At 70.6% G+C, this 26,078-nt stretch carries 26 protein-coding genes; 5 read left to right on the forward strand and 21 right to left on the reverse strand.

The window, feature by feature from the left end:
• Positions 1-134: 134 nt before the first annotated feature.
• The gene (locus KGQ19_RS25960; protein WP_212012835.1) at positions 135-1,766 is read right to left on the reverse strand and encodes a recombinase family protein; all 1,632 of its coding nucleotides are present in this window, start codon (positions 1,764-1,766) and stop codon (positions 135-137) included.
• Between the two features lie 330 nt (positions 1,767-2,096).
• On the opposite strand from KGQ19_RS25960, the gene KGQ19_RS25965 reads away from it, so the two are divergent.
• Positions 2,097-3,665 (forward strand): alpha/beta fold hydrolase, encoded by a 1,569-nt coding sequence (locus tag KGQ19_RS25965; protein WP_212012838.1) that lies wholly within the window; start codon positions 2,097-2,099, stop codon positions 3,663-3,665.
• A 33-nt stretch (positions 3,666-3,698) separates the two neighbouring features.
• On the opposite strand, the gene KGQ19_RS25970 is transcribed toward KGQ19_RS25965, so the two are convergent.
• The 5 genes from KGQ19_RS25970 to KGQ19_RS25990 form a co-directional block, all read right to left on the reverse strand.
• Entirely contained in the window at positions 3,699-5,135 is a 1,437-nt protein-coding gene (locus KGQ19_RS25970; RefSeq protein ID WP_212012839.1) for an FAD-dependent monooxygenase, read from the reverse strand.
• Between the two features lie 1,888 nt (positions 5,136-7,023).
• On the reverse strand, positions 7,024-7,710 hold the full coding sequence (locus tag KGQ19_RS25975; RefSeq protein ID WP_212012840.1) for a response regulator: 687 nt from the start codon (positions 7,708-7,710) through the stop codon (positions 7,024-7,026).
• Positions 7,707-9,062, reverse strand: coding sequence for a sensor histidine kinase (locus KGQ19_RS52080; protein ID WP_212012847.1), 1,356 nt, complete (start codon positions 9,060-9,062; stop codon positions 7,707-7,709). Before KGQ19_RS52080 ends, KGQ19_RS25975 begins: the two co-directional genes overlap by 4 nt.
• Positions 9,059-9,889, reverse strand: coding sequence for an ABC transporter permease subunit (locus KGQ19_RS25985; RefSeq protein WP_212012849.1), 831 nt, complete (start codon positions 9,887-9,889; stop codon positions 9,059-9,061). The genes KGQ19_RS52080 and KGQ19_RS25985 overlap by 4 nt, the downstream gene beginning before the upstream one ends.
• Positions 9,886-10,866: an ABC transporter ATP-binding protein gene (locus KGQ19_RS25990; RefSeq protein WP_212012851.1), complete on the reverse strand. Its 981-nt coding sequence runs from the start codon at positions 10,864-10,866 to the stop codon at positions 9,886-9,888. Before KGQ19_RS25990 ends, KGQ19_RS25985 begins: the two co-directional genes overlap by 4 nt.
• 138 nt (positions 10,867-11,004) lie before the next feature.
• On the opposite strand from KGQ19_RS25990, the gene KGQ19_RS25995 reads away from it, so the two are divergent.
• Positions 11,005-11,472, forward strand: coding sequence for a GNAT family N-acetyltransferase (locus tag KGQ19_RS25995; protein WP_212012853.1), 468 nt, complete (start codon positions 11,005-11,007; stop codon positions 11,470-11,472).
• A 29-nt stretch (positions 11,473-11,501) separates the two neighbouring features.
• Here KGQ19_RS25995 and KGQ19_RS26000 read toward each other — a convergent pair whose 3' ends face one another.
• From KGQ19_RS26000 to hisD, 10 genes are all read right to left on the reverse strand, one after another.
• A complete protein-coding gene (locus KGQ19_RS26000; RefSeq protein WP_212012862.1) occupies positions 11,502-13,304 on the reverse strand; it encodes a caspase, EACC1-associated type in 1,803 nt (600 codons plus the stop codon).
• A complete protein-coding gene (locus KGQ19_RS26005; RefSeq protein ID WP_212012864.1) occupies positions 13,279-13,638 on the reverse strand; it encodes a hypothetical protein in 360 nt (119 codons plus the stop codon). Before KGQ19_RS26005 ends, KGQ19_RS26000 begins: the two co-directional genes overlap by 26 nt.
• Before the next feature lie 79 nt (positions 13,639-13,717).
• On the reverse strand, positions 13,718-14,500 hold the full coding sequence (gene hisF, locus KGQ19_RS26010; protein ID WP_212012866.1) for an imidazole glycerol phosphate synthase subunit HisF: 783 nt from the start codon (positions 14,498-14,500) through the stop codon (positions 13,718-13,720).
• Between the two features lie 26 nt (positions 14,501-14,526).
• Positions 14,527-14,946: a RidA family protein gene (locus KGQ19_RS26015; protein ID WP_212012868.1), complete on the reverse strand. Its 420-nt coding sequence runs from the start codon at positions 14,944-14,946 to the stop codon at positions 14,527-14,529.
• Between the two features lie 3 nt (positions 14,947-14,949).
• Positions 14,950-15,681, reverse strand: coding sequence for a bifunctional 1-(5-phosphoribosyl)-5-((5-phosphoribosylamino)methylideneamino)imidazole-4-carboxamide isomerase/phosphoribosylanthranilate isomerase PriA (gene priA / locus KGQ19_RS26020; protein ID WP_212012870.1), 732 nt, complete (start codon positions 15,679-15,681; stop codon positions 14,950-14,952).
• Positions 15,682-15,740: 59 nt separating this feature from the next.
• Positions 15,741-16,379 (reverse strand): imidazole glycerol phosphate synthase subunit HisH, encoded by a 639-nt coding sequence (gene hisH, locus KGQ19_RS26025; protein WP_212012872.1) that lies wholly within the window; start codon positions 16,377-16,379, stop codon positions 15,741-15,743.
• A complete protein-coding gene (locus tag KGQ19_RS26030; RefSeq protein ID WP_212012880.1) occupies positions 16,376-16,546 on the reverse strand; it encodes a hypothetical protein in 171 nt (56 codons plus the stop codon). The genes hisH and KGQ19_RS26030 overlap by 4 nt, the downstream gene beginning before the upstream one ends.
• A 2-nt stretch (positions 16,547-16,548) precedes the next feature.
• Entirely contained in the window at positions 16,549-17,139 is a 591-nt protein-coding gene (gene hisB / locus KGQ19_RS26035) for an imidazoleglycerol-phosphate dehydratase HisB (protein ID WP_212012882.1), read from the reverse strand.
• Positions 17,136-18,257: a histidinol-phosphate transaminase gene (locus tag KGQ19_RS26040; RefSeq protein WP_212012884.1), complete on the reverse strand. Its 1,122-nt coding sequence runs from the start codon at positions 18,255-18,257 to the stop codon at positions 17,136-17,138. Before KGQ19_RS26040 ends, hisB begins: the two co-directional genes overlap by 4 nt.
• 2 nt (positions 18,258-18,259) lie before the next feature.
• A complete protein-coding gene (hisD, locus tag KGQ19_RS26045) occupies positions 18,260-19,633 on the reverse strand; it encodes a histidinol dehydrogenase (RefSeq protein WP_212012886.1) in 1,374 nt (457 codons plus the stop codon).
• A gap of 86 nt (positions 19,634-19,719) precedes the next feature.
• Here hisD and KGQ19_RS26050 point away from each other — a divergent pair, with 86 nt between their 5' ends.
• Positions 19,720-20,385: an LON peptidase substrate-binding domain-containing protein gene (locus tag KGQ19_RS26050; RefSeq protein ID WP_194896596.1), complete on the forward strand. Its 666-nt coding sequence runs from the start codon at positions 19,720-19,722 to the stop codon at positions 20,383-20,385.
• A 110-nt stretch (positions 20,386-20,495) separates the two neighbouring features.
• Here KGQ19_RS26050 and KGQ19_RS26055 read toward each other — a convergent pair whose 3' ends face one another.
• Positions 20,496-21,620: a hypothetical protein gene (locus KGQ19_RS26055; RefSeq protein ID WP_212012888.1), complete on the reverse strand. Its 1,125-nt coding sequence runs from the start codon at positions 21,618-21,620 to the stop codon at positions 20,496-20,498.
• Between the two features lie 99 nt (positions 21,621-21,719).
• Between KGQ19_RS26055 and ybaK the strand changes: the two genes are divergently transcribed.
• Complete coding sequence (gene ybaK, locus KGQ19_RS26060) at positions 21,720-22,217, forward strand: Cys-tRNA(Pro) deacylase (protein WP_212012890.1); 498 nt, start codon at positions 21,720-21,722, stop codon at positions 22,215-22,217.
• A 19-nt stretch (positions 22,218-22,236) separates the two neighbouring features.
• Here ybaK and KGQ19_RS26065 read toward each other — a convergent pair whose 3' ends face one another.
• From KGQ19_RS26065 to KGQ19_RS26080, 4 genes are all read right to left on the reverse strand, one after another.
• Complete coding sequence (locus KGQ19_RS26065; RefSeq protein ID WP_212012892.1) at positions 22,237-23,121, reverse strand: DUF4436 family protein; 885 nt, start codon at positions 23,119-23,121, stop codon at positions 22,237-22,239.
• Between the two features lie 105 nt (positions 23,122-23,226).
• Complete coding sequence (locus tag KGQ19_RS26070; protein ID WP_212012894.1) at positions 23,227-24,165, reverse strand: RluA family pseudouridine synthase; 939 nt, start codon at positions 24,163-24,165, stop codon at positions 23,227-23,229.
• A 40-nt stretch (positions 24,166-24,205) separates the two neighbouring features.
• Positions 24,206-25,087: a signal peptidase II gene (lspA, locus tag KGQ19_RS52085; RefSeq protein ID WP_212012896.1), complete on the reverse strand. Its 882-nt coding sequence runs from the start codon at positions 25,085-25,087 to the stop codon at positions 24,206-24,208.
• Between the two features lie 92 nt (positions 25,088-25,179).
• Entirely contained in the window at positions 25,180-25,614 is a 435-nt protein-coding gene (locus tag KGQ19_RS26080) for a TraR/DksA family transcriptional regulator (RefSeq protein WP_212012899.1), read from the reverse strand.
• On the opposite strand from KGQ19_RS26080, the gene KGQ19_RS26085 reads away from it, so the two are divergent.
• Positions 25,613-25,942, forward strand: coding sequence for a pentapeptide repeat-containing protein (locus KGQ19_RS26085; protein ID WP_230419466.1), 330 nt, complete (start codon positions 25,613-25,615; stop codon positions 25,940-25,942). The two genes, KGQ19_RS26080 and KGQ19_RS26085, sit on opposite strands and share 2 nt — an antisense overlap.
• Positions 25,943-26,078: the final 136 nt, after the last annotated feature.

A 26,078-nucleotide genomic window follows, 5' to 3' on the forward strand; every position in this document is an offset into this window, starting at 1 on the left:
GGGCGGGGGTGGGGTACGTAACCGGGGCCGCCGGCGCCCCGCAAGATCATCTTTGTGGTGTGCGTGCTCGTCTCTGCGCCCCGGCTGGTTGATTACCGGCCGGGGCGTCTTGGCATGCCCCTGGGGCCGGGGTGTCAGCGTCGGCGTTCCTCGGCGCCGGTTGCCCAGTCGGCGTCATCGTCTATGGCGGCCTGCTCGGCTTCGTAGTCGGCGATTGCCTGGCGGACATCGGATTCGGCGTCTTCATCGAAGCCGTGGACCACTACCCGGTCGCCGTGGGTGCCGTCGTTCGGGTAGAGAATGACCTTGACGCCGTAGGTGGCCAAGATCTCTCGCCGCTCGGCGTCGTCGGCGGCGGCCTGCCACTGGTCGGCAACACGCTGACCGGTAGGCACCCAATCCACGGACGCGGGACGTTCCGGCAGCGCCGACAGATCGTCAATCTCGGCGCTCATGCGCTTGTGGTTCTCGTAGTAGCGGGCCTCATCGGCGGGCCGGTCGTACAGCCCTGCGGCCCGGTCGCGCTCCAGTCGTTCCCGGTCACCCTCCAACTCGGCGATGCGTGTGGCGTACCCGGTGCCCGGGTCGAACTCGCGCCGCAGAAGCGGCGTGCTGCCCCAGTTACCCAGAAACTTCTCCTCCACGATCCGCTCCAGCTTGGCGGCGGCCATGCTCGGGGCAGGCTTGCAATGCTCGCACTTGGGCAACCCGCGTGAGCGGCCATTGCAGAGATAGCGCAGTTCGTTCCCGTCGCCGCGCTGGCTGACGCCGACGTACAACCGCTCATCGCAAGTACCGCAGAACGCCCGACCCGCCAGCAGCCGAACGCCTCGCGGCGCGCGGTTCGGCTTCCGCTTCGGCGCGGTCTTCTTAATCAGAGCCTTGCGCATGGCGTCGTCCCAGAGGGGATCGGCCAGTTGCACCGGATGCCCATCCGGCCGCAGTACCGGCTTGTTCTGGTGCATCAGGTAGCCCAGGGCGGCCGGGCTAGTCAGAATCGACTTCAGCATCTTGCTACCCCACGGGGTGCCCTCCGACTCCCGGCCGTACATGACGGCGCGGTGATCCTTTGGCGACAGGACACCTTCCCGGTTCAACCGGGCCGCTTCGGTGTTGACTGTGATCTGCCCAGACTCGTCATCCAAGATCCGCCGCGCCACCTCGCGGATGACCTTCGCCGCTACAGGGTCGATGGCGACGTGATCCACCTTCCCGGTAGGGACCAGCCGGACAAAGCGGTAGCCGTAAGAGTTCTTGTTACGCGGCCTGCCCGATGCCCGCGCATTCTCCGCCGCGTCACTGTTTCGCTTCTGGATCGCCCGAAGCTCCATCTGAGCACCCCAGGCAAGCGCAGTGAACTGGTTCTCCTGCGCCGGGTCCGTCAGGTCCCAAATACCATGATCGGCAGTGACCAGAAGCTTGCCGCTCTCCTCCATCAGCCAGCACGTGTTCAGCGAATCCCGCATGTTCCGACCGATACGCGACACGTCCGGCCCGATGATCCCGTCATAGGGACCCATCTCATCGCGAAGCCACGGACCCAGGGCGGGCCGGTTCAGCGGGTTGACCGCCCCGGACACCTCCCAGTCATCGGCCCACCCAATGATGTGGCCGTTGATGCCGTCCACGGCCTCGATGTCCTGGCGTGCCTGCCGCTCCGGCGATGAGGTCGCATCCGTCCAACGCGACAACCGCCGCACCGCAACCAGGCACTTGCCGCACCCGTCGTACGGCGTGACTGGCAACGTCATCCCGTCCTGCTCCATGCTGTTCACAGTGCCCTGCCTTCCCTCGCATACGCTAGTGCCTTTTAGGGAAGTACTCGATCAGATAGGCGGTGCGGCGCAGCGCGAGCGATTGCGCGGCGGCGTACTCCTTGAACTCTGCCTCATCGGTAAGGCGCATCCAGCACCCTCCCCTCCCATGTCCCGCCTAGGACGGAAGGAGTGAGCCGGGAGGTTGCACGGAACGCCGCACGAATTCGGCCACCACGGTCGACCGCCGCACCGCGGGCCGACTGCCCGCCGCCGATCTCCACCCGGACCTCCACCCCTGCACCGACGACGAGAGCAGGTCAGCCCCCTTAGCGTCGCGCCATGACTGCAATCCTGCGCGCCCCGGCCGTGACCGGTGCCGCGCTTCTGTCGACCGTGCTCGCGCTGACCGCCGTGGCCGCGCCCGCCATCGCGGCCGCCCCGGGCACGCCGGGCACCTCGGCCACGACCACCGCCACGACCATCCCCGCGACCGCCTCCGCCGCCTCCGCCGCGACCACCCCGGCCACCCCGCTGGCCTGGGGCACCTGCCCGGCGCCGACCCCGAACGCGAACGGCGTCCCGTTCCCGCGTGATCCCCGCGAGCAGTGCGCGAGTCTACGGGTGCCGCGTGACTACCGGGATCCCGGACAGGGCACCATCACGCTGGAGATCTCGCGGATCCGCACCGCCGACCCCGCACACCGGCGCGGCGACCTGGTCGTGGTGCCGGGCGGCCCGGGCGGCTCGGGGCTGGACTACCCGGGACAGATGGTCTCGATACTGCCGTCGGCCGTGCTCAGCGCCTACGACCTGATCGGCTTCGACGAACGCGGGGTCGGCAACAGCACGCCGGTGCGCTGCGATCTGCCGGCCGCCGACCGCGCCGCCGAACTCAACTACCCCTTCCCGGCGCCCGACGGGTCGATCACCGCCAACCTGGCCTACGCCCACACGGTCGCCGACGACTGCGCGGCGGCGAGCGGCCCCTACCTGGCCGACATCACCACCGCGAACTCGGCGCGGGACCTGGACCGGATCCGGGCCGCGCTCGGCGACCCGGCGATCTCCTATGTGGGCACTTCATACGGCACCTACCTCGGCGAGGTCTACGCGAGCCTGTTCCCCACCCGCACCGACCATGTGGTGCTGGACAGCTCAGTCGCCCCGGGCGGCGTCAAACAGGGCATCAGCCTGTTCAGCCAGGGCGCGGCCGAGACCTTCCCGGCGCTCGCCGCCTACCTCGCCGCCCGCGACAGCACGCTGCACCTCGGCGCCACCCCCGCCGCCGTCCGCGCCACCTACTTCCGCCTCACGGCCGAACTCGACCGCTCACCGCTGACCCTCGCCGACGGCCGGGTGCTGACCGGGAACGCGTTGCGGGCCGCCACCTACTCCTCGTTGACCAACCCGGCCTACTACTCGATCGCGGCCGTGGCCTGGCAGCTGGCCGCCACCCGGACCACCACCGTCCCGGGCGGCGGCCCGGGCACGACCCTGCCGACGGTGATCCCGGACAACTTCGTCGCCGCCCAGGACGCGGTGATCTGCCAGGACTCGGCCTGGCCGAGCAACCCGGCGTACTACGTCGCCCACACCGCCGCCGACCGGCAGCGCTATCCGCTCACCGACGGCATGTCCGGCAACGTCTGGCCGTGCGCCTTCTGGCACTACCGCCCGACCGACCCGCCGGTCCGCCCCAGCCCGGCCGGACCGCGCGACATCCTGATGCTCCAGAACCGCTACGACCCCGACACCGCCTACTCCGGCGCCCGGCAGACCCTGCACGCCTTCGGCCACCGGGCCGAAATGGTCACCGTCGACGCCTCCGGGCACGGCGTGAACTTCAGCGATCCGCGGGTCAGCAGCCCGCTCATCGCGTTCCTGCTCAGCAACCGACTGCCGGGCTGAGCCGGAGCAGCGGGCCCGGTTCGGCAGGCCGGATCAGCGAACCGGCTCGCCGAACCAGCGGCCGAGCTGATCGGTCAGCGCCTGCTGGTCCGCACCGACCCACGCGACGTGGCCGTCGGGGCGGACCAGCACGGCCGGAGCGTCCAGGGCCGCTGTGGGGTCGGTGACGACGTCTACTCGGTCGGACCAGCCTTCGGCACTGAGGCCTGCGCCTTCGCTCCGGTCCAGAAGCAGGCCACGGCCCGCGTGCATCCGGTCGTAGACGCGGCCCTGCTTAAACTCGACGTCGGGAAGCCGGCGGCCGAGCAGATCCGGGCCGTCGCCGAAGTCGTAGCGGATCCCGATCGCGGTGATCTTCTCGATGAGGCGCCGGTTCACCTCGTCGAAGTCCATCAGCTCGCTGAGAAGCCGGCGCACGGCCCGCGGCCCCGGCCCGGTGGACGTCAGCTCCATCTGCGCGCGGGTGTTGTCCAGCACGTCCGCGGCGACCGGATGCCGTTCGGCCTGGTAGGTGTCCAGCAACGGCTCCGGGGCCCAGCCGCGGATCCGCGCGGCCAGCTTCCAGCCGAGGTTGACCGCGTCCTGGACGCCGAGGTTGACGCCCTGCCCGCCGGCCGGCGGATGGACGTGCGCCGAGTCCCCGGCCAGCAGCACCCGCCCCACCCGGTAGCGCTCGGCCAGCCGGGTGGCGTCGCCGAAGCGGGACAGCCAGCGCGCGGAGTGCACGCCGAAGTCGGTTCCGGCGACGGCGCGGAGCTGCTGCTTGAAGTCCTCGAACGTGGGCGGTTCCGCGCGATCGGTGACTCCGGCGGCCGGGACGACGATGCGATAGGACCCTTCGCCGGAAGGCGTGAGAAGGAATCGCGGATTGGTCTCACGGACCTCGGCGACCTTGGCGCGCATCTCCTCCGACGGCACGTCCACGGCCATCTCGCCCAGCAACGTCTCGTTGCGCGCGGGCTCGCCGGGGAAGCCGACGCCGAGCCCTTTACGCACCACGCTGCGCACGCCGTCACAGCCGACGAAGTAGCTCGCGCGCAGCCGCTCGCCGTCGGCCAGTTCGACGGTCACGCCTTCGCCGTCCTGCTCGAAACCGACCACCGCGCAGCCGCGCCGGACCTCTGCGCCGAGTGCGACCGCGTGCTCTTCGAGCAGGAGGTTGAGGGCCGGCTGCGGGACGCCGAGCACATAGGCGAACGGGGTGTCGAACCAGCCGTCGGGCGCCGGTTTGGTGAGAGCGGCGAAGATGCCGCCGAGCGGACGCTGTCTTCCGCGCTCCAGCAAGCGGTCCAGCAATCCGCGCATCGCCATCAGTTCCAGGGTGCGGATGTGCACGCCGAGGATCGCCCGGACGAACGGCGCCGGCTCGGTCTCCTGCTCCAGCACGAGCACCCGCACGTCGTGCAGCCGCAGCTCGGCGGCCAGCATCGCGCCGGTCGGCCCGCACCCGGCGATGATCACATCGAACATATACCGCCCATTCACTGAACCGTCTCGCACCAGGTCCTGGCGACGGCGGCCTATTTTCTGGCCCCGCGAGGCGTGCCGCAAACGATATACGGCGAAAGGCGCGGCCCCGCCGATTTCCTCCGCGCGGGTCGCTAGTGCTGTATCAGGCAACGTTTGCCCGGGAGTTTTCGCGGGGTGGTTCGCGACGTGGTTCGCGACGTGGTTCGCGATGTGGTTCGTGACGTGGTTCGTGACGTGGTTCGTGACGTGGTTCGTGACGTGGTTCGTGACGTGCCGGTCGGCGGGCGGGATTCGTTGGCGGGTGGAGTTTGCTGGGGGCTGGCGTTTGCTGGGGGCTGGAGTTTGTGGGCCGGGTTGCGGTTGGGGTGTGGATTTCAAAGCTTTTTACGGCCTTCGGTCATAGTTGTGCCGGTTCGGGGTTCGGGTCGGCGGGTGTGTTCGTTGGCTGCCGGTTCCCGCGTTCACAACCCCGCCCCACCTCAGGCCTCTTCAACTCCAGCAAGTCAGGACACGAGCACAGGCCAGATCAAGAGCAAGATCAACAGCAAGATCAAGGTCAAACCCATGGTGAAGAGCCGGGCCTCCGGCGGGCCTCGGCAACCTCAGGGAAACTAGCGCGGTTCCCTCGGGTGGCCGGGTGAGTCTCAGCGGCTGCGGTTTGTGAGGTGGTTACGGTCCGTTCCCCACGGTCGCGTCGTCAGCCCGGGGGGTACAGCACCGGTGTCCGGGGGTAAAGTCCGCGCGCGGCGGTTGGGTGCTCAAGCTGCGGTTTTGATAGCGCGAACTTGACCCCCGGCCACCGGCACTGTAGGCGAAGCCCTGCCGACGCGACCGAGGGGAACGAACCGAAAACCAGCCGGAGAAATACAAAACAGGGGGTGAGGTACCGGCGACTCGGCAGATTCGGCCGCCGGTCGGGGCGCTGGCAGCGCGACAGTCGCAAGGTACTCATTCTGTGCTGGCGGGCGCGGGTATGGGTGTGGGCTCGCCTGGCCGCCAAGATCGCCGCCGCCGGATGACAGATAGACCTGGCCACCAAAGCATGCCGCCTACCGCACCCGGGCATGCTCTCGACCAACTGACCACCGGCCCGCCGCCGCACCCTCACCGGCAGCCGCATCGCCGACCCGCGTTGTCGTTCCCTTCGATTGCCATTCTTCCGGCTGGTTTTCGGTTCGTTCCCCTCGGTCGCGTCGGCAGGGCTTCGCCTACAGTGCCGGTGGCCGGGGGTCAAGTTCGCGCCATACGAAACCGCCGCCCACCTGCATGACCGCCGCGCGCGGACTTTACCCCCGGACACCGGTGCTGTACCCCCCGGGCTGACGACGCGATCGTGGGGAACGGACCGCACCACCCCACAAACCACAGCCGCTGAGACTCACCCAGCCACCCTAGGGAACCGCGCAAGTTTCCCTGAGGTTGCCGAGGCCCGCCGGAGGCCCGGCCCTTCATCACAGCCCTTGACCTTGCACTGGCTTACTGGAGTTGAAGAGGCCTGAGGTGGGGCGGGGTTGTGAACGCGGGAACCGGCAGCCGACAAACACACCCACCACCCCGAACCCCGAACCGGCACAACTATAACCGAAGGCCGTAAAAATCGCCTTTCAACCCACACCCCAACCGCAACCCGGTTCGCAAACTTCATCCTCCTGCAAACTCCACCCCCGCCCACCTCCAGTTCCACTTCCAGTCCCAGTCCCAGTCCCAGTCCCAGAATCCCGCAGCACCAGCCGTCGTAGGCCGCCACCGCGACGCCCCGGGCGGCAAGATGCTCGTCGGCGAGCCGCGTGACCGGGCGGCGCCGACTGCCGTGGCTCACCGGACTCGCCACCACCTCACGGATGGCATTCAGTTCCAGCTATCGCGTCCTGGCACAGCCGGGCTGCGGCTACTTGTCGCCGCCGGGCTGCGAGCCGGCCGCGACCAGGCCGACCTCGTAGGCGAACACCACCGCCTGTACCCGGTCGCGCAGTTCGAGCTTCGGGAGGATCCGGCTGACGTGGGTCTTGACCGTGGCCTCGGACAGGTGCAGGGTCTCGGCGATCTCGGCGTTGGACTGGCCGCGGGCGATCTCGACCAGTACCTCGCGCTCGCGGTCGGTCAGTCGGCCCAGGCGTTCGTCGGCGCGCGGGTCGGTGGCGGTGGCCGGGTCGGTCTGGCGTGCGAACGCCTCGATGAGCTGGCGGGTGATGCGCGGGGCCACTACGCCGTCGCCGGCGGCCACGGTGCGGATGCCGGCGATGAGGTCGGCCGGGTGCGCGTTCTTGAGGAGGAAGCCCGCGGCGCCGACGCGCAGTGCGGCGAAGGCGTACTCGTCGAGGTCGAAGGTGGTCAGGATGAGGACGCGGGAGGGCAGGGCCGCGGCGGTGATGCGGGCGGTGGCCTCGATGCCGTCCACGCCTGGCATGCGGACGTCCATCAGCACCACGTCCGGCTGGAGCTCGGTGGCCAGCGTCACGGCCTCGGCACCGTCCCCGGCCTCGCCGACGACTCTGACGTCGGGCTGCGCTTCCAGGACCATGCGGAAGCCCATGCGCAGGAGTGGGGCGTCGTCCACCAGGAGGATGCTGATCATGCGGGGGCGGCGGGTTCGGCTTCGACATCGGCGCCGACGGACACCGGCACCCGGGCGTGCACCCGCCATCCGTGCCCGATGCTGCGCGGCCCGGCCTCCAGTTCCCCGCCGAAGGCCGCCACGCGCTCCTTCATCCCGGCGATGCCGTGCCCGCCGGCGTCGGCGCCGCTGAGACGGTCGCTCCGGCCGGCGCGCGCCGTCAGGCCGTCGTCGAGCACTGTCACGGCTATGGCGTCCGCGCCGAAGTCCAGCCGCACCCGCGCCGACGCGCCGGGTTCGGCGTGCTTGCGGGTGTTGGTCAGCGCCTCCTGCACCACCCGGAACACCGCCAGCTCCATCCCCGAGGACAGGTCCGGCCGCGCGCCGCTGACCACCAGCTCGACCGGCAGTCCGGCCACCCGCACTTCGGCCAGCAGCGTGTCCAGCTGGGCCAGCCCGGGCTGCGGGTGCAGTTCGGCCATCGTGGCGCCGGCCGAGCCGCGCAGCACGCCCAGGACCCGCTGCATGTCGGTGATCGCCTGCCGGCCGACCTCGGAGGCCTTGGCGACGGCTTCGGCCGCGCGGTCCGGGGAGGTGTGGACGGCGTAGGAGGCGCCGTCGGTCAGCGCGACCATCACCGAGAGGCTGTGGGTGACGACGTCGTGGACCTCGCGCGCGATCGAGGCGCGTTCGGCGGCTGAGGCGATCTGGGCCTGCTGGTCGCGTTCGATCTCCAGGCGGCGCGCGCGTTCCTCCAGGGTCTCGAAGTACGCGCGGCGGGTGCGGGTGTTGACGCCGAGCACCGCCGCCGCGGTGACCATGCCGGAGACGAACATGAAGATGCGCAGCGCCTCGTTCTCGTGCGCCCACGACTCCGCGACCATCACCGCGCCGACCTCCATGAGGCCGATCGCGGCCAGCGTGCGCCGGATCGAGGCATGCGCGGCCACCGAGTACAGGGCGATCAGCGGGGCGAAGTCCACCTGGGGCGGCAGCAGGTCCCACAGCCACTGCCCGAACGCGACGGCCGCCACCGCCGCGAACACCGTGCACGGGAATCGGCGCCGCAGCGCCAGCGGGGCGAAGAAGCCGAAGAGCAGGACCCAGCCGGCGACCGCGTGCTGGGGCGGGTTCAGGTAGAGGTGGCCGCCGAGCGGCGCCAGGATCGCCAGGACGAACAGCGCGTCGACCGCCGTGGTGTGCGCGGCGGCCCACTTCTGCCCGCTGCGCACCCCGTTCTCCAGGCCGGCGGCCTGAAGGAAGCGCTTCATCGCCGGTGAGCCGAGCCAGGCCGACACCGTCGTCGGGGCATCCACGACAGCCCGAAGACCCCGGCGGCTGCCGGGGTCTTCATAGGACGTCGCAGAACTCACGCGTCTCGTCTCTTCAGCAGGATGGCCGCCGCGGCCATCGCCACCACAGCGTAACCAACGAACAGGAAGAAGCCGGGCCACGGTTTCATGTCCGGGGAGGTGGTGGTCAGCGCCATCACCTGCTGCCCGGCGTTGCTCGGCAGGTAGGGGTTCACGTGGTCGCCCCAGGAGGTGAGGTTCAGGACCTCGCCGAGGACCGGCAGCACCAGCAGGATGCCGAACAGCGCGGCGATGGCGCCGGCGGTGCTGCGGATGATCGCGCCGAGGGCCACACCGAGCAGGCCGACGACGGTCAAATACAGGCCCTCGCCGAAGACCGCGCGCAGCACGCCGGGGTCGGAGATGCTCTTGTCGATGTGGATCGAGGAGAAGATCGACTGCGCCAGGAAGAAGCAGACGAACGCGGTGGCCGTCATGATGGTCCAGGCCACCACGGTGAACACCAGCGCCTTGGCCCACAGCACCGGCAGCCGCTTGGGCGCGGCGGACAGCGAGGCCCGGATCATCCCGGTGGTGTACTCGCCGGTGATCATCATGACCCCGAGGACGCCGACCGCCAGCTGGCCGAGGAACACCCCGCGCATCGGGTCGGCGACCGGGTCGACTTCCTTCTGCCGGGCCTGGCTCATGTGCGGGTAGTGGCTCTTCATCGCGAGGCTGAACAGCAGCGCGATGGCGATCATCGCCCCGACCCCGGCGATCAGTGACCAGCGCGAGGAGCGCAGCGTGCGGAACTTGATCCACTCGCTCTTGATGACCCGGCCCTGGGTGACCTTGCCGGTGTGGGCGCGGCGGACCGGCGTGGGGGCTTGTGCGACGGCGGTCATGCGTTCACCTCGACATCGGCTGCGGAGTCAGCTGCCGCACTGGCACCGGCGTCGGCACCGGCGCTGGTCTTCTGCGCCGGGGCGCGGTACTCGACGGCGTCGCCGGTGAGCTCCATGAACGCCTCTTCCAGCGAGGCCTCGTGCGGGGCCAGCTCGAACAGCGTGATCCGGTTCTCCGCGGCGACGGTGCCGATCCGGTCGCTGGTCAGCCCCTCGACCTGGAGCGTGCCCTCGACCGAGGAGGAGACCGTGACGTCCGGTCCGGCCAGCAGCTCGCGCAGCTTGGCGGCGTCCGGCGTCCGCACCTTCACGCTGCCGGTGGAGGCGCGCGAGATGAACTCGGCCACCGACGTGTCGGCGATCAGCTTGCCCTGCCCGATCACGATCAGGTGCTCGGCGGTCAGCGCCATCTCGGACATCAGGTGGCTGGAGACGAACACCGTCCGGCCCTCGGCGGCCAGCGCCTTGAGCAGGTTCCGGATCCACAGGATCCCCTCGGGGTCCAGCCCGTTCACCGGCTCGTCCAGGATCAGCGTGTCCGGATCCCCGAGCAGCGCACTGGCGATACCCAGCCGCTGCCCCATCCCGAGGGAGAACCCTCCGGCCCGCTTCTTGGCCACGTCGCGCAGGCCGACGAGGTCGATCACCTCATCGACCCGCGACCGCTCGATACCGGTGGTGGCGGCCAGTGCCAGCAGGTGGTTGTAGGCGGAGCGCCCGGTGTGGATGGCCTTGGCCTCCAGCAGCGCGCCCACCTCGTGCAGCGGCGCGGCGTGCTCGGCGTAAGCCTTGCCGTTCACGGTCACCGCACCGGAACTGGGCCGGTCCAGGCCCAGGATCATGCGCATCGTGGTGGACTTGCCGGCCCCGTTCGGGCCCAGGAAGCCGGTCACGATGCCCGGGCGGACGGTGAAGGACAAGTCGGAGACGGCGGTCTTGTCGCCGTAGCGTTTAGTCAGGCTGCGTGCCTCGATCATGCGGCAACGCTATGGGGCGGGGGGTGCGGCAGTCGTCAGACTGGACGGCGAACCTGGTAGGGCTGGGACTGCATCTTGGGATGTAGGGCGGGTGCATAGCGGGATGGAGGCGGGACGGTGTCGCTATGCTCCTGGTGCATGGCCGACCTCGTAATCGCCTCGATGGAACCCGCTGATTCCGGCGAGGTTCTGACCCTGCAAAGGGCCGCGTACGTCACCGAGGCGCAGTTGTACGACGACTGGTCGTTCCCCGCCCTGATCCAGAGCCACCAGGAACTCCAAGCGGAGCTGGCGCAGTCGTTCGCGCTGAAGGCCGTCCGCGACGGCCGCATCATCGGCGCCGTCCGAGCCCGCCGGGACGGGGCCGTGTGGCGCATCTGGCGGCTGACGGTCGCCCCCGACGCGCAGGGGCTGGGGATCGGGACGCGGTTGCTGGCCGAGGTGGAGCGGCGGGCACCGGCCGGTGTCGAGCGGTTCGCGCTGTTCACCGGGCATCTCAGTGTGGAGAACATTCGGCTCTATGAGCGGCTGGGGTATCGGGAGAGCCGGCGGGAGATGCTGAAGCCGGGGACCGAGCTCGTTCATCTGGAGAAGGCTGCCGGGTGAGGGAGGTGCGGTGAAAGACGGCAGCGGTGTCACGCATTGCTCGCCGGCAGTCCCCATAGCCCTATGGTCGCGTCTATGCTGCCGCTGGCCAGTATTGATCCATCGGAGGAAAACGCCAACGAGTGGATTGCGCCTTTGTGACCGGTGAGAGGCTGGCCGACCGGCTGCCCGGTGCGCGGATTCCACAGCCTGATCGTCTTCCCGGTACCAGCCGTGGCCAGCAGTGCTCCATCAGGCGAGAACGCTATCGCGCAGGTGTGCTCTTTGTAGCCGGGGAAACGATTGCTCACGGGTCGTCCGGTACGCGGATCCCACATGCGCGGGCCTTCGCCGTAGCCGCCGGCGTTGACAAGCAGTGATCCGTCTGGGGAGAACGCCAACCCGTTACTCCCCATTTCGATGCCCGCCAACGGTTCACCAACCGGCTTGCCCGTGCGTGGATCCCAGAGTCGCACGGTTTTGTCGGTACTGGCCGTGGCCAACAGTGTCCCGTCCGGGGAGAATGCCAGCGCGATCACATATTTGGTGTGACCAGTAAGGGGCTCTCCGACAGGTTCCCGGGTGTGGGGGTTCCATAGCCGCACGGTCTTGGCACGTCCTCCTGCCGCGAGGAGTGATCCATCTGGAGAGAACGCCAAGGCGAAGACCACTCCGGTGCGGCCACCCAATGTTTGGTGGCTGCGGAGAAGGTGCGGGAATTGAAGAGATCGGGGGCCGTCGGGGCGCCACAGATAAACCTTGCGGTCGAAACCGCCCTCCGCCAGCAGCGCCCCGTCCGGCGAGAATGCCAATGCCTGGACGGAACGGGCGGAAGCGATTGCGGAGCCTGTCTCTTGCCGGGTCTGTGGGTTCCACAGCTGTACCGAGCCGCCTTTGCCAGCACTGGCGAGTAGCGAGCCATCGGGCGAGAAGGCCACCGCTCGGACGGGGTGGCGGCAACTGAGCATCCACGTCCAGGTTGGCGGCATCCTTGTCTGCTGGGGAGCCGGCTTGGGCTGTGGCCGGTCGACCCGGACGCCTAGAGGGCTTCGGGTCAGGAACACCTCTCCTTCTCCGCCATAGAGCCACTGCTGAGGGGTTTGAGCCTCGCCGGCTTCCCGCACCTTGGCGTAGGCATAGGCGTAGGCCTCGCTCACGGAGACGAACCCGTCGCCGTCCTTATCCGCCTTGCCGGTGCGCAGCCCGTCGACCAGAGCAGAGGTGAACACTGATCCCTGGACCGGCAGATCGCCGCCGCCGGATCGGGTTCCGGACGGGTTGAGCGGCTCTCCCTCGAAGGAATACTCAGTCGCCCGTGATGCGGTCAGCACTACCCGGCCACGACCATGCTCAACACCGAAGTGGCGATCGAGCGTGATGTCTTCGGACCCTTTGCCTCCTTTGACGCGGGCAAAGGCGCCGCTGAAACAGCAGTCGAGGATCAGTATCTGCCGGCGGGCCCGGCAGTCGTCCAAGCGCTCTAACAACCACTGCGCATCCAGGCTGGTGGAGGGCAGTCGGGCCTTGTTCGTATCCGTTGCCGCGAAATACAGCCTGCGCCGAGCATCGAGCAGACCATGGCAGGACAGGTAGACCACTACTACCTCTCCCGGGCCTCGCCCGGAAAGGAAATCATCGACGGCGATGCGCAGGGCGTGCACCTCGGGGTCCACCAGCGTGGTCACCCCGAATCCGCCGAGGGACGGAGCGCCGAGGACCTCGGCCAGGTCGGCGGCATCCTGCGCCGGGGCGCGCAGTCGGGCCAATTCCGGGTCGCGGTACACCCCGGTCGCGATCAACAGGGCCGAGCGGTGTTGATCGGGGAGTTCAGGCGCCGGGCGCGTGCCGGTCAAGCCAGGCCTCGATGATCCGGTTCTGCTGTTCCCTGCTGGCCCCGGTGAGCTTCAGCACGTCTCCGTCGAGTGACACCTCCACCGATCGGCCGGTGCGGGTCACCCATTCCCGCAATGTCCCCAGCACGGCGCGCACCAGCTCGGTACCGGGTAGCTTGACCAGCAGCGATCCGCCTGTGGCGCCGTCGCCCTTCGCGCCGGCGACCTGGTTCTCCTCGGCTTCGACCGAGATCTCGTCCAGGTCCGCGAGTTCCTGCCAGAGGCCGGAGGCCCACGGCGCGGCATCATCAGCCTCCTCATCTGAGGACGTCAACACCATCACCCGCAGTCGCACGCTCGACCCCATTCGCCCAGGACCTGCTCCCTCGTCGGACGCTGCCGAGTCTAGCCGGGCCGGGCTCTACGGTGCGGGCTCAGCGCACGGGATACCCAGCCCCGCGCAGCGACTCCTTGACCTGGCCGATCGTCACATCCCCGAAGTGGAACACCGAGGCCGCCAGCACCGCATCCGCCCCGGCCGCGATCGCCGGCGCGAAGTGCCCGGTGGCGCCGGCGCCGCCCGAGGCGATCAGCGGCACCTGCACCGCGGCCCGCACCGCCGCCAGCATCTCCAGGTCAAAGCCCTGCTTCAGCCCGTCGGCGTCGATCGAGTTCAGCAGGATCTCCCCCGCGCCGAGCTCCGCCGCGCGCGCCGCCCACCGCACCGCGTCGATGCCGGTGGAGCTCCGACCGCCGTGGGTGGTGACCTCGTAGCCGGACTCGGTGCCCACGCCCTCCGGGCACCGCCGCGCGTCCACCGACAGCACCAGCACCTGGTTGCCGAAGCGGTCGGCGATCTCGGCGATCAGCTCCGGGCGCGTCACCGCCGCCGTGTTCACGCCGACCTTGTCCGCCCCGGCGCGCAGCAGCCGGTCCACGTCCTGCACGGTCCGGACGCCGCCGCCGACGGTCAGCGGGATGAAGACCTGGTCCGCGGTGCGGCTGACCACGTCGTAGACGGTCTCGCGGGCGTCCGATGACGCGGTGACGTCCAGGAACGTCAGCTCATCGGCGCCGGCCGCGTCGTAGGCCCGGGCGAGTTCCACGGGGTCGCCGGCGTCCCGCAGGTTCTCGAAGTTGACGCCCTTCACCACTCGCCCGGCGTTGACGTCCAGGCAGGGGATCACGCGGACGGCCAAGCCGGTGGCGGTGCTCACTTGCTGCTCCTTCGCAGGGTTCGGATTCAGGCGGAGCCGGAGCCGGACTCGGCGTCAGCCAGATCCCGGTAGGCATCCAGCTCCACCTCGACCAGCATCCCGGGATCGATCAGCCCCGAAACCACCAGCGCGGTGGCCGCCGGGCGGCACTCGGCGAACACCTCGCCGTGCGCCCGGCCGACCTCGGCGATGTCGCGGGAGTGGACCACGAACCAGCGGGTGCGGACCACGTCGTGCAGGCCGAAGCCGGCTTCCTCCAGGGCCTTGCGGGCGATGTCCAGCGCGACCTTCATCTGGGTGTAGGGGTCGCCGTTGCCCTGCACCCTGCCGTCGACGGTGGCGGTGCAGCCGGCCACCCAGGCGTGAGGGCCGGCGACGACTACGCGGGAGTAGCCGTAGTCGTGTTCCCATTGCCCGTCGGACCCGATTCGCTGGACGCTGCTCATGTGTCACGCGCTCCTGGTGAGTTCGAGGGCTTCTTCAAGCGTGAACGCGCCCGCGTAGAGCGCCTTGCCGACGATAGCGCCCTCGACCCCGATCGGCACCAACGCGGCAAGCGTTTGCAAGTCAGCCAGCGAAGACACGCCACCGGAGGCGACGACCGGCTTGTCGGTGGCCGCGCAGACGTCGCGCAGCAGGTCCAGGTTGGGGCCGGTCAGGGTGCCGTCGCGGTTGACGTCGGTGACGACGTAGCGGGCGCAGCCGTCGGCGTCCAGGCGCTGGAGGACCTCGAAGAGCTGGCCGCCCTCCTGGGTCCAGCCGCGCGCGGACAGGGTGGTGCCGCGGACGTCCAGGCCGACCGCGATCTTGTCGCCGTGCTCGGCGATGGCTTCGCGGACCCACTCCGGGCGCTCCAGAGCCGCGGTGCCGAGGTTGACGCGGGCGCAGCCGGTGGCCAGTGCGCGCTTGAGGGAGACGCTGTCGCGGATGCCGCCGGACAGCTCCACCTTGACGTCCACCGAGCCGGTGACGACGGCCAGCAGGTCGGCGTTGGTGCCGCGGCCGAAGGCGGCGTCCAGGTCCACCAGGTGGATCCACTCCGCACCGGCCTGCTGCCAGGCCAGGGCGGCGGCGAGCGGGTCGCCGTAGGAGGTCTCGGAGCCGGCGGCGCCCTGCACGAGCCGGACGGCCTGGCCGTCGGCGACGTCGACGGCGGGCAGGAGTTCGAGGTAGCCGGGCATCGCTGGAATCCTTTGCTGGGTAAGGAGGCTGGGTACGGAACGAGAGGGAGGAAAGGCGGCTAGGACAGCTGCGCGAGCCAGTTCCGCAGCACCTGCGCACCGGCGTCGCCGGACTTCTCCGGATGGAACTGCGTCGCCGACAGCGGCCCGTTCTCCACCGCGGCGACGAACGGCTCCCCGTGGGTCGCCCAAGTCACCAACGGTGCCGCCATCCGTCCAGTGTCCGTCAGCTCCCACTTGCGCACGCCGTAGGAGTGCACGAAGTAGAACCGCGTGTCGGCGTCGAGTCCGGCGAACAGCTTCGAGCCCTCGGCGACATCCAGTGTGTTCCAGCCCATGTGCGGGATGATCGGCGCGTCCAGCCGCTCGACGGTGCCCGGCCATTGGTCGCAGCCGGCGGTCTGGACTCCGTGCTCCACCCCGCGTTCGAACAGGATCTGCATGCCGACGCAGATCCCCAGCACCGGCCGGGCCCCGGCGAGCCGGCGGCCGATGATCCGGTCGCCGTTCACCGCCTTGAGCCCGGCCATGCACGCCGCGTAGGCCCCCACCCCGGGCACGAACAAGCCGTCGGCGTTCAGCGCGGTGTCAGCGTCGGAGGTGACGGTGACCTGCGCCCCGGCGCGCTCCAGGGCGCGCTCGGCCGAGCGGATGTTGCCGGAGCCGTAGTCCAGGACCACGACGGAGGGCTTGCTCACCAGCGCATCATCCCGCCGCCGATCGCCATGGCCGCGCACAGCACGAGCATCAGCGACATGGCGCGCATGCTGTTACTGCCGGAGCCCTGCCGGAACAGCGAGAAGGCCCCGCCGAGGAGGAAAAGGCCGAGGAACACCAGTCCTGCGGCCGCGTAACTGCCGGTCATCTCTAAAGGACACCCTTCGTGCTCGGAATACCGTTCACTCTAGGGTCCGCCGTGCAGGCCTCTCGCAGCGCCCTGGCCAGGGCCTTGAACTGGGCCTCCACCACGTGGTGCGCGATGCGGCCGTAGGGGACGCGGATGTGCAGGCAGATCTGCGCCTGCGCCACGAACGACTCGAAGATGTGCCGGGTCAGCTCGGTGTCGTAGTCCCCGATCATCGGCGCCAGGCCCTCGGGCATCTCGTGCACCAGGTAGGGCCGGCCGGACAGGTCCACGACCACCTCGGCCAGGGTCTCGTCCAGCGGCACCCGGGCGTCGGCGAACCGGCGCAGCCCGGCCTTGGTGCCCAGCGCCTCCCGGAAGGCGGCGCCGAGCGCCAGCGAGGTGTCCTCGACCGTGTGGTGGCCGTCGATGTGCAGGTCGCCCTCGGTCTTCACGGTGAGGTCGAACAGGCCGTGCTTGGCCAGCTGGTGCAGCATGTGGTCGAAGAAGCCGACGCCGGTGGAGATCTCGGCCTCGCCGGTGCCGTCCAGGTCGATCTCCACCAGGACGCCGGTCTCCCCGGTCGTCCGCTCCACCCTGCCCACGCGGCTCACGATTCTCCATCCAACACGGCAAGACTCTCCTTCAAGGCGTCCAGGAACGCCGTCGTCTCAGACTCGGTCCCGGCGGTGACCCGCAGCATGCCGGGGATGCCCACGTCGCGGATCAGGACGCCGTGGTCCAGGACCCGCTGCCACAACGCCTTCTGATCGCCGCCGGGGACGCCGAAGAACACGAAGTTGGCGTCGGAGGGGACCACGTGCAGGCCCAGGGCGGTGAGCTCCCCGACGATGCGGTCACGCTGGGCCTTCACCGCGTCCACGGTGCCCAGCAGCGCGGTGACGTGCTTCAGCGCGGTGCGGGCGGCGGCCTGGGTCAGCGCCGACAGGTGATACGGCAGCCGCACCAGCAGCAGAGCGTCGATCACCGCGGGGTCGGCGGCGAGGTAGCCGACGCGCGCGCCGGCCATCGCGAAGGCCTTCGACATGGTGCGGGTGACGATCAGCCGGCCTGGCTTCCCATCGGGCACAGCCTCGGGAAGCAGCGTCAGCGCCGAAGGCGTCCCGGGGCGCGCGAACTCGAAGTACGCCTCGTCGACGACCACCATCGCGCCGACCCCGTCGGCCGCCTTGACCACGGCGCGGATCACGTCCAGATCCATCGCGGTGCCGGTCGGGTTGTTCGGCGAGGTCAGGAACACGATGTCGGGCTGGTGCCGCTCGATCGCCGCGACCGCCTTGGCGGCGTCGAGCGTGTAGTCGCCCTCGCGCAGGCCGGAGATCCACTCGGTGGCGGTCGCCAGGGCGATCAGCCGGTGCATCGAGTAGGAGGGCTCGAAGCCGATGGCGCTGCGGCCGGGGCCGCCGAAGACCTGGAGGATCTGTTGCAGGATCTCGTTGGAGCCGTTGGCGGCCCAGACGTTGCCGACAGTCAGCCCGTGGCCGAGGTAGTCGGCCAGGTCCTTGCGCAGGTCGGTGGCGTCGCGGTCGGGGTAGCGGTTGAGCGTGGTCGCCGCCTCGGTGACCGCCCGGGCCAGATCGGCCACCAGCTCCGGCGGCGGACCGTAGGGGTTCTCGTTGGTGTTGAGCGGATAGGGGACGTCGATCTGCGGGGCGCCGTACGGCGTCAGCTCCCGCAGATCGTCGCGGATCGGCAGGTCGCGGTAGTCCACACTCAGCCCCGATCCTCGAAGCGGGCCGTCACGGCCTCGCCGTGGGCCGGCAGGTCTTCGGCGTTGGCCAGGGCCACGACCAGGTCGGAAGCCTCGGCCAGCGCTTCGCGGGTGTAGTCGACGACGTGGACGCCGCGCAGGAAGCTCTGCACCGACAGCCCCGAGCTGTGGCAGGCGCAACCGCCGGTCGGCAGGACGTGGTTGGAGCCGGCCAGGTAGTCGCCGAGGCTGACCGGGGCGAAGGAGCCGACGAACACGGCGCCGGCGTTGCGCACCTTGGCGGCGTCGGCGGCGGCATCGCGGGTCTGGATCTCCAGGTGCTCGGCGGCGTAGCCGTTGGCCACGATCAGCGCCGCGGCGATGTCGTCGACCAGCACGATCGCCGACTGCCGGCCGCCCAGGGACTCGCGGATGCGCTCGGCGTGCTTGGTCGCGGCGACCCGGGTCTCCAGCTCCGGCACGACCGCCTCGGCCAGCGGCTCCGAGTCGGTGACCAGCACCGCGGCCGCCAGCGGGTCGTGCTCGGCCTGGCTGATCAGGTCGGCGGCGACCAGGCCCGGGTCGGCGGTGGCGTCGGCGACCACCATGATCTCGGTCGGGCCGGCTTCGGCGTCGATGCCGATGACGCCCTTCAGCAGGCGCTTGGCCGCCGCGACGTAGATGTTGCCGGGACCGGTGACCAGGTCCGCGCGCCGGCAGCCGGTCTCGCCGGCCTGGCCCTGGTCTTGGTCTTGGTCCTGGTCCTGGTCTTGGTCCTGACCCTGGTACCCGTAGGCGAACATCGCCACGGCCTGCGCGCCGCCGGCGGCGTAGACCTCGTCCACGCCGAGCAGTGCGCACGCGGCCAGGATCGTGGGGTGCGGCAGCCCGCCGAACTCCTTCTGCGGCGGCGAGGCCACGGCCAGCGAGCCGACCCCGGCCTCCTGCGCCGGGACCACGTTCATCACAACGGATGACGGATACACGGCCCGGCCGCCCGGCACGTAGAGCCCGACCCGGTCCACCGGCACCCAGCGCTCGGTGACGGTGCCGCCCGCGACGACCTGCGTCGTCCGCTCCTCGCGGCGCTGGTCGCGGTGCACCTTGCGGGCCCGGCGGATCGACTCCTGCAACGCGGCCCGCACCTGCGGGTCCAGCCGCTCCAGCGCCTCGGCCAGGGCCGAGGAGGGAACCCGGACCCGGGCCAGCTCGACCCCGTCGAACTTCGCCGCGTAGTCGATCAACGCCGCCTCGCCGCGATGGTGCACGTCCTCGACGATCGGGCGGACGACGGCCAGCGCGGCCTCGACGTCCAGCTCGGCCCTGGGCACCAGGACGCGGGGATCGGCCTGGGAGGTGTCCAGAGCGCGACCGCGCAGGTCGATTCGAGTGATCACGTACCGATTCTAGTTCGGTGCCGAACGCCCCACCGGCGCGTCCGCAGAGTGGGCACGCCGTGCCGGGCAGCGACTAGATTGGGTTCGTGACGACAGAGCTGCCGCTGTTCCCCCTCGGAAGCGTGCTCTTCCCGGGCGTCGTGCTCCCCTTGCACATCTTCGAGCACCGGTACCGGCAGCTGGTGCGCGACCTGTCGGCGCTGCCGGAGGGCGCGCCGCGGCGGTTCGGCGTGCTGGCCATAAAGGACGGCCACGAGGTCGGACGCGGCAACGTCATGGCGCTGTACGACGTGGGATGCACGGCCGAGATCGACTCGATCGTCGAGTACGAGGACGGCCGCTTCGACATCACCACGACCGGCGTGCACCGGTTCCGGCTGGAGGCCTTCGACGACGACGGCCCCTACGCGCGCGGCGAGGTCGAGCTGCTGGACGAGGTCGCCGGGCCCGAGGCGGAGATGCTGGGGCCGGGGCTGACGGCGCTGTTCCGCAAGTACCAGGCCGCGTTGTCGGAGCTGCGCGGGGTGCAGGTCGGATCGATACCGGAGCTGCCGGAGGACCCGACGGTGCTGTCCTATCTGATCGGCGCGGCGACCGTACTGGACACCTACGAGAAGCAGCGGTTGCTGACCACGGAGACGACCGCCGAGCGGCTGCGGTCCGAGGCGAAGATCCTGCGGCGGGAGACCGGGATCTTGAAGAACCTGCCGTCGCTGCCGGCGGTGGATCTGCTGCGGCGGCGCAGTAGATAGGTGCGGCGCTTGTCGGTGCGGCAGCGGCTCAGCTGCGGCTGGTAAGCGACGCGCCCGAAGCGCCGCCGCACCCGCAGGTCAGCGCGTCCGCAGGTCCGCGCTTCGGCAGGTCAGCCGAGCGAAGTGTCCGCCTGGGAGGCACCGGTGTTCGCACCCGGTGTGGTGCCGGGCCCCTTGTCTTCCGGTGCGTCGCCCGCTTCCGGCGCGACCGGTCCCGGCTGGGACTGGGGCTGGGACTGCTGCGACTGCGGCTGTCCGTTCTGCCCACCGCCCGGCTGCCGCACCGGGTTGTAGTCGTGACGCGCGTCATTGACCGGGAGGTACCCGTGCTCCTCGCCGAAGGCCTGCCACGGTGGCGGCGTCGGCTTGGTGAAGGCCGCGGTCAGCGCCAGGAACAGCACCATCCCGAGCAGCGGCGCGGCCAGGTAGAGCCCCTGGGCGTGCAGGGCGACCGGGGCGTGGAAGTTGTGCCCGGCGGCGATGATGTGCAGCACGGTCAGCGGATCCGGCATCGAGACCCAGCGGCCGAGCGCGGCGGCGATCGTGGCCGCGGCCAGCCCGCCGAGCAGCACCCCGGCCCAGGCGCCGACGCCGGCGCCGTCCCGGTGGCCCTGGCGGTCCCGCTCACCGGCGAACGGCCCGCGGCGGGCCAGGAAGAACCCGAGGACGGCCAGCAGCAGACCGACGATCGCGGTGAAGACGAAGTAGTACCCGTCGACGCTCGCGATGCCCTTGGCCTCCGGCTCGACCAGCAGCGCGGACTGGTCCACGCCGGATGTCACCTGGGAGACCGCGTTGGCCGGCAGCGTCAGCCACACCGTCGGCGCGAAGCGGTACCAGGCCAGCCCGGCCAGCACGCCCAGCACGGCTCCGGTGACCAGCAGCACCGCCGCGACCAGGATGTCGGGCAGCCACTGGATCAGGGTCACCTGGAGCGAGCGCCGCGAGCCGGCCGGGGCGCCGTAGCCGCCGGGGCCGACCGGGCCGCCGGGACCGACCGCGGCGGCGGGACCAACGGGCCCGCCGTAACCGCCCGGCCCAGCGGAACCGCCCGGACCGGCCGGAGCACGGTACCCGGCCGGGCCTCCCGATCCACCGGGGCCCACCGGCGTCGGGCCCGACACCCCGGGCGCCGGGGGCGCGCCGGAAGCACTCTGCGGTTCCTCATAGGGGTTCCGCCGAGGCGAGGAACCCGGGCCCTGCCCATCGGCAGTCGGCGAAGTCTGGTCGTTCATCGTCCATCAGCTTTTCATGCCGCACCCCCTCCTGACAGCCGGGAGTGGCGGATGATGGCTAAGAGAACTCCTAGAACCTGCTGATGGCACCATTACCGCATGGCAGCGAAGAACCGTCAGACCTCCGGCACTCCGGCGACCGCCCTGCTCAGCAAGGAAGGCGTGGAGTTCACCGTCCACACCTACGACCACGACCCGGCCGCCGCGTCCTATGGCCGGGAGGCGGCGGACGTGCTGGGCGTCGAGCCCGAGCGGGTGTTCAAGACGCTGGTCGCCGAGGTGGACGGGACGCTGACCGTGGCCGTGGTCCCGGTGTCCGGATCGCTGGACCTCAAGGCGCTCGCCACGGCGGTCGGCGGGAAGAAGGCGGCGATGGCCGACCCGGCGGCGGTCACCCGCACCACCGGCTACGTCCTCGGCGGCGTCTCCCCGCTCGGGCAGCGCAAGGCGCTGCCGACCGTCGTCGATGAAACCGCACTGTTGTTCGACACCATGTTCTGCTCGGCCGGGAAGCGCGGGATGGAGATCGAGCTGGCCCCCGACGAGCTGGTGCGGCTGACCGACGCGGTGGTCGCGGAGATCGGGCGGGAGGGGTAGGCGCAGGAGCAGGCAGGCATCAGCCCTCCTCCAACACCCGCATCTCCACCCGCGTCCCCCGCAGCACCGCGTACACCATCGAGAAGGCGACGATCGCCTCCGCCCAGAGGAACACCGTGTAGTCCAGCAGGCAGCCGATCGGCGGCTGACCCGGCGCGGTGTTCCGGTACCCGGCCAGGGCGAACAGCGAGGCCGCCATCCAGCCCAGGCCCGGCCACACCATGCCCAGGCTCCTGCGGGCCATCACCAGGGCGCCGGTCAGGACCGACAGTGCCAGGGCCCACATGATCACGTACATCAGCCAGACCATCGCGAAGGTGCCCCGGGTGCGGCGCAGCTGGAGGTCGAAGCCGGGCTCCTCGGGGTCGCCGTTCTCGGCCGCGCGGGTCACGAAACCCGGGTCCGAGTCGACGACCGCGACCGCGATCGGGGCCGGCCGGCCGCCGACCGTCGCCGAGAAGGCGAGCGTGGTCGAGTAGCGGTCGAACGGATAGTCCGCGATGTCACCGCCGGGCAGGTCCATCAGCATGTCCTTGGACACGACGCGCTTGCCCGCCGGGTACGTCAGCTCGCCGCTGGACAGCGACGATGTCTCGATCGTCACGTCCTGCGCCGGGAACACCTCGTCGCCGTCCTTGGCGTACTTCCCGACCAGGGTCACGAACACCCGCACCTGGGCATCGTTGCGGGCCGCCTCGACCCGGTTGATCGTCGCCACGATGTCGACCCGGTCCGGGGCGCCGGTCGCGCCCGCGCCGAAGCCGCTGTGCCGGCCGCCCCGGTCCAGGTGGGACAGGTACACGCCGACCCCGGTGGCCAGCGCCACCAGCAGGACCGCGCCGGCCATCGCCGCCCAGGTGCGCGGGTGGGCCGGCGGCCACCACCACGCCGATTTCGTCGCCACGGGACCAAGTCAACCGCCATGATCGCCGCGGACCGCGCCGCAACGCCGCAGAGCCCGATGAAAGGGCTCGCATCTTCGCCCGAGAACGGTGCCGCAGAGCCGGCGTCAGCTCTCTGCCGCGATGAGGTCCAGCGCGTGCTGCAAGTCGTCCGGATACCGGCTCTCGTACTGCGCCCACTCCCCGGTCCCCGGGTGCTCGAACCCCAGGCTCACCGCGTGCAGCCACTGCCGGGTCAGGCCCAGCCGCTCCCCCAGCTTCGGGTCCGCGCCGTACTGCAGGTCCCCGACGCACGGGTGCCGCAGCGCGGCCATGTGCACCCGGATCTGGTGCGTCCGGCCGGTCTCCAGCTTGATCGCCAGCAGCGTCGCGGCCCGGTACGCCTCGATCGTCTCGTAGTGCGTGACGCTGTCCTTGCCGTCCCGGACCACCGCGAACTTGTAGTCGTGGTGCGGGTGCCGGCCGATCGGCGCGTCCACGGTCCCGCGCATCGGGTCCGGGTGCCCCTGCACCAGCGTGTGGTAGCGCTTGTCCACGGTCCGGTCCCGGAACGCCTGCTTGAGCAGGGTGTAGGCGCGCTCGGACTTGGCCACCACCATCAACCCGCTGGTTCCGACGTCCAGCCGGTGCACGATGCCCTTGCGCTCGGCCGAACCGGAGGTCGAGATCCGGTAGCCGGCCGCGGCCAGCCCGCCGACCACGGTCGGCCCCAGCCAGCCCGGGCTCGGGTGCGCCGCGACGCCGACCGGCTTGTCGATGACCACGATGTCCTCGTCGTCGTGCACGATCCGCATACCCTCGACGGCCTCGACGCGCACCGCCACCGGGTCCACGACCGGCGGCAGCTCGATCTCCAGCCACGCCCCGCCGCGCACCCGGTCGGACTTCCCGGCCTCGGCGCCGTCCACCCGCACGTGCCCGGCCGCGGCCAGTTCGGCGGCCCGGGTCCGGGACAGACCGAACATGCGGGCCAGCGCGGCGTCGAGGCGTTCGCCCTCGAGCCCGTCCGGGATGGGGAGGCTGCGGAGATCAGACATGGGGACCATTATCCGCCCGGCGCGGCACCGCCGGCGGCCACTCTCAGTGTCAGGCCTGGTCCTGCGACTTCGGGTCCTCGCTCGTGGCCTGCGCGGGTGCGGTGTCCTTCTGCCGGGTCCCGTCCGGCTGCATCCCCAGGAAGGACAGCAGCACCATCAGACAGCCGCCGATCACGATCGAGCTGTCGGCCAGGTTGAACACCGGGAAGTCGTAGTGCACCAGCGGGAAGGTCCGGATCTGCAGGAAGTCCACGACGTCGCCGCGGCCCACGCCGGGCGAGCGGAACAGCCGGTCGCTCAGGTTGCCCAGCGCGCCGCCGAGCAGCAGCCCGAGCGCGATGGCCCAGGGCAGCGAGCGCAGGTTGCGCGCCACCCGCAGGATGACGAACACCACCCCGGCCGCGATGAAGGTGAAGACCCAGGTCTGGCCCTCGCCGATGTTGAAGGCCGCGCCGGGGTTGCGGATCAGGTTGAAGTCCAGGAAGCCGCCGGGAACGCGGTACGGCGGGCGGTCCTGGAGCTTGGCGACCACCAGGGCCTTGCTGACCGCGTCCACGGTCAGGGCCAGGGCCGCGAAGATCAGGACGATCAGGATGCGGCGCTTGCCGCGCGGGGCTGCCTGCTCGACAGCTTCCGGCGCAGTGGCTTCCTGGGCTGTGGCTTCCGAGGCAGTGGCTCCGGGGACAACGGACTCGGCGGCGGCCGACTCGCCAGACTCGGCCAGCTCGGCCGGCGTGCCCTTTTCGGCCGACGCGTCCGACTCAGCCGACTCAGCCGACTCAGCCGCGCTGGGCACGGCCCGGCCGGCCGGAGCCGGTTCGGTTTCGGTCCCGTCGCCGGCACCGGACCTGCCGGTCCCCTCATCGGTCTCGTCGACGATCCCGGCCACGTCCTCGGCCACCTCTGCGTCCGCGCGTACTTCTGAAGCCACGCGCACACCCTACCTTCGCGGCCGGGACCACGAAGCACGATCACGCCCGAGAAGATCGCCGGCCCGGCGGCGAGCGCCGGGCCGGCCTCAGCTCAGCGCCGCTCCTGCTTCTGCTTGCAGCTCATGCACAGCGTGGCCCGCGGGAAGGCCTGCAGCCGGTACTTGCCGACCGGCTCGCCGCAGGACTCGCAGATCCCGTAGGTCCCGGCCGCCAGCCGGGCCAGCGCGCGCTCGGTCTGCTGGAGCATGTCGCGAGCATTGTTCGCTATCGACATCTCGTGCTCGCGCTCGAAGTTCTTGGTCCCGGCGTCGGCCTGGTCGTCGCCGGCCCCTTCGCCGGAGTCCCGGAGCAGGTCGGCGATGCCGGTCTCGGCCAGGCCGATCTCCCGGCGCAGCCGCTCGGCGTCCCCCTGCAGCTCGGCGTGCAGCTCGGCGACCTCGTCCGGGGTCCACGGGTCTTCCGCGGCCCGGTACGGGGGCAGTCCGGCGACGCCGGCCACGGTCTCGATGGTCTGCGTGACCGTCATGGCAGTCTCCTTCTCCACGGCGGGAGTCTTGGCCGGGTTCTTCACCGGCTGCTCTTTCACAGGCTGCGTGCTCGCTGGGGTCGTGCTCACCGGGGCCGTGCTCACCGGGGCCTTGGTGCCGGCCGTGGTGCGCCTGGCCTCCCCGGCTCCGGATCGGCGCGGCGGGGCCGACGTGGGGCGCGAGGCCGCCTTGGCCCCGGTCGCGGCCCGAGTCGGCTTGGGCACCGCCTGGCCGGCACCGGCGCCCGCCCCGGCGTGCGTGGCCCCCGTGGCCGCCTGTGATGCCTTCGTCCTGCTCGTCGTCACGGCCGTCATCCTCGCTCTCTGACGTGGCGGCGCCGGGCACTTCCGATGAGTGCCGCAACCCGTCCGCCCCCAACTCACACGCGACGTGTAGCGTGCCCGCCTCAGGCGCCCGCTAATCACGCTTCGTGAGGGGAGAAACGTCCCATGCCGCCCACCAG

It is taken from the genome of Catenulispora pinistramenti (assembly GCF_018274385.1).
In the GTDB taxonomy this organism is placed as follows: domain Bacteria; phylum Actinomycetota; class Actinomycetes; order Streptomycetales; family Catenulisporaceae; genus Catenulispora; species Catenulispora pinistramenti.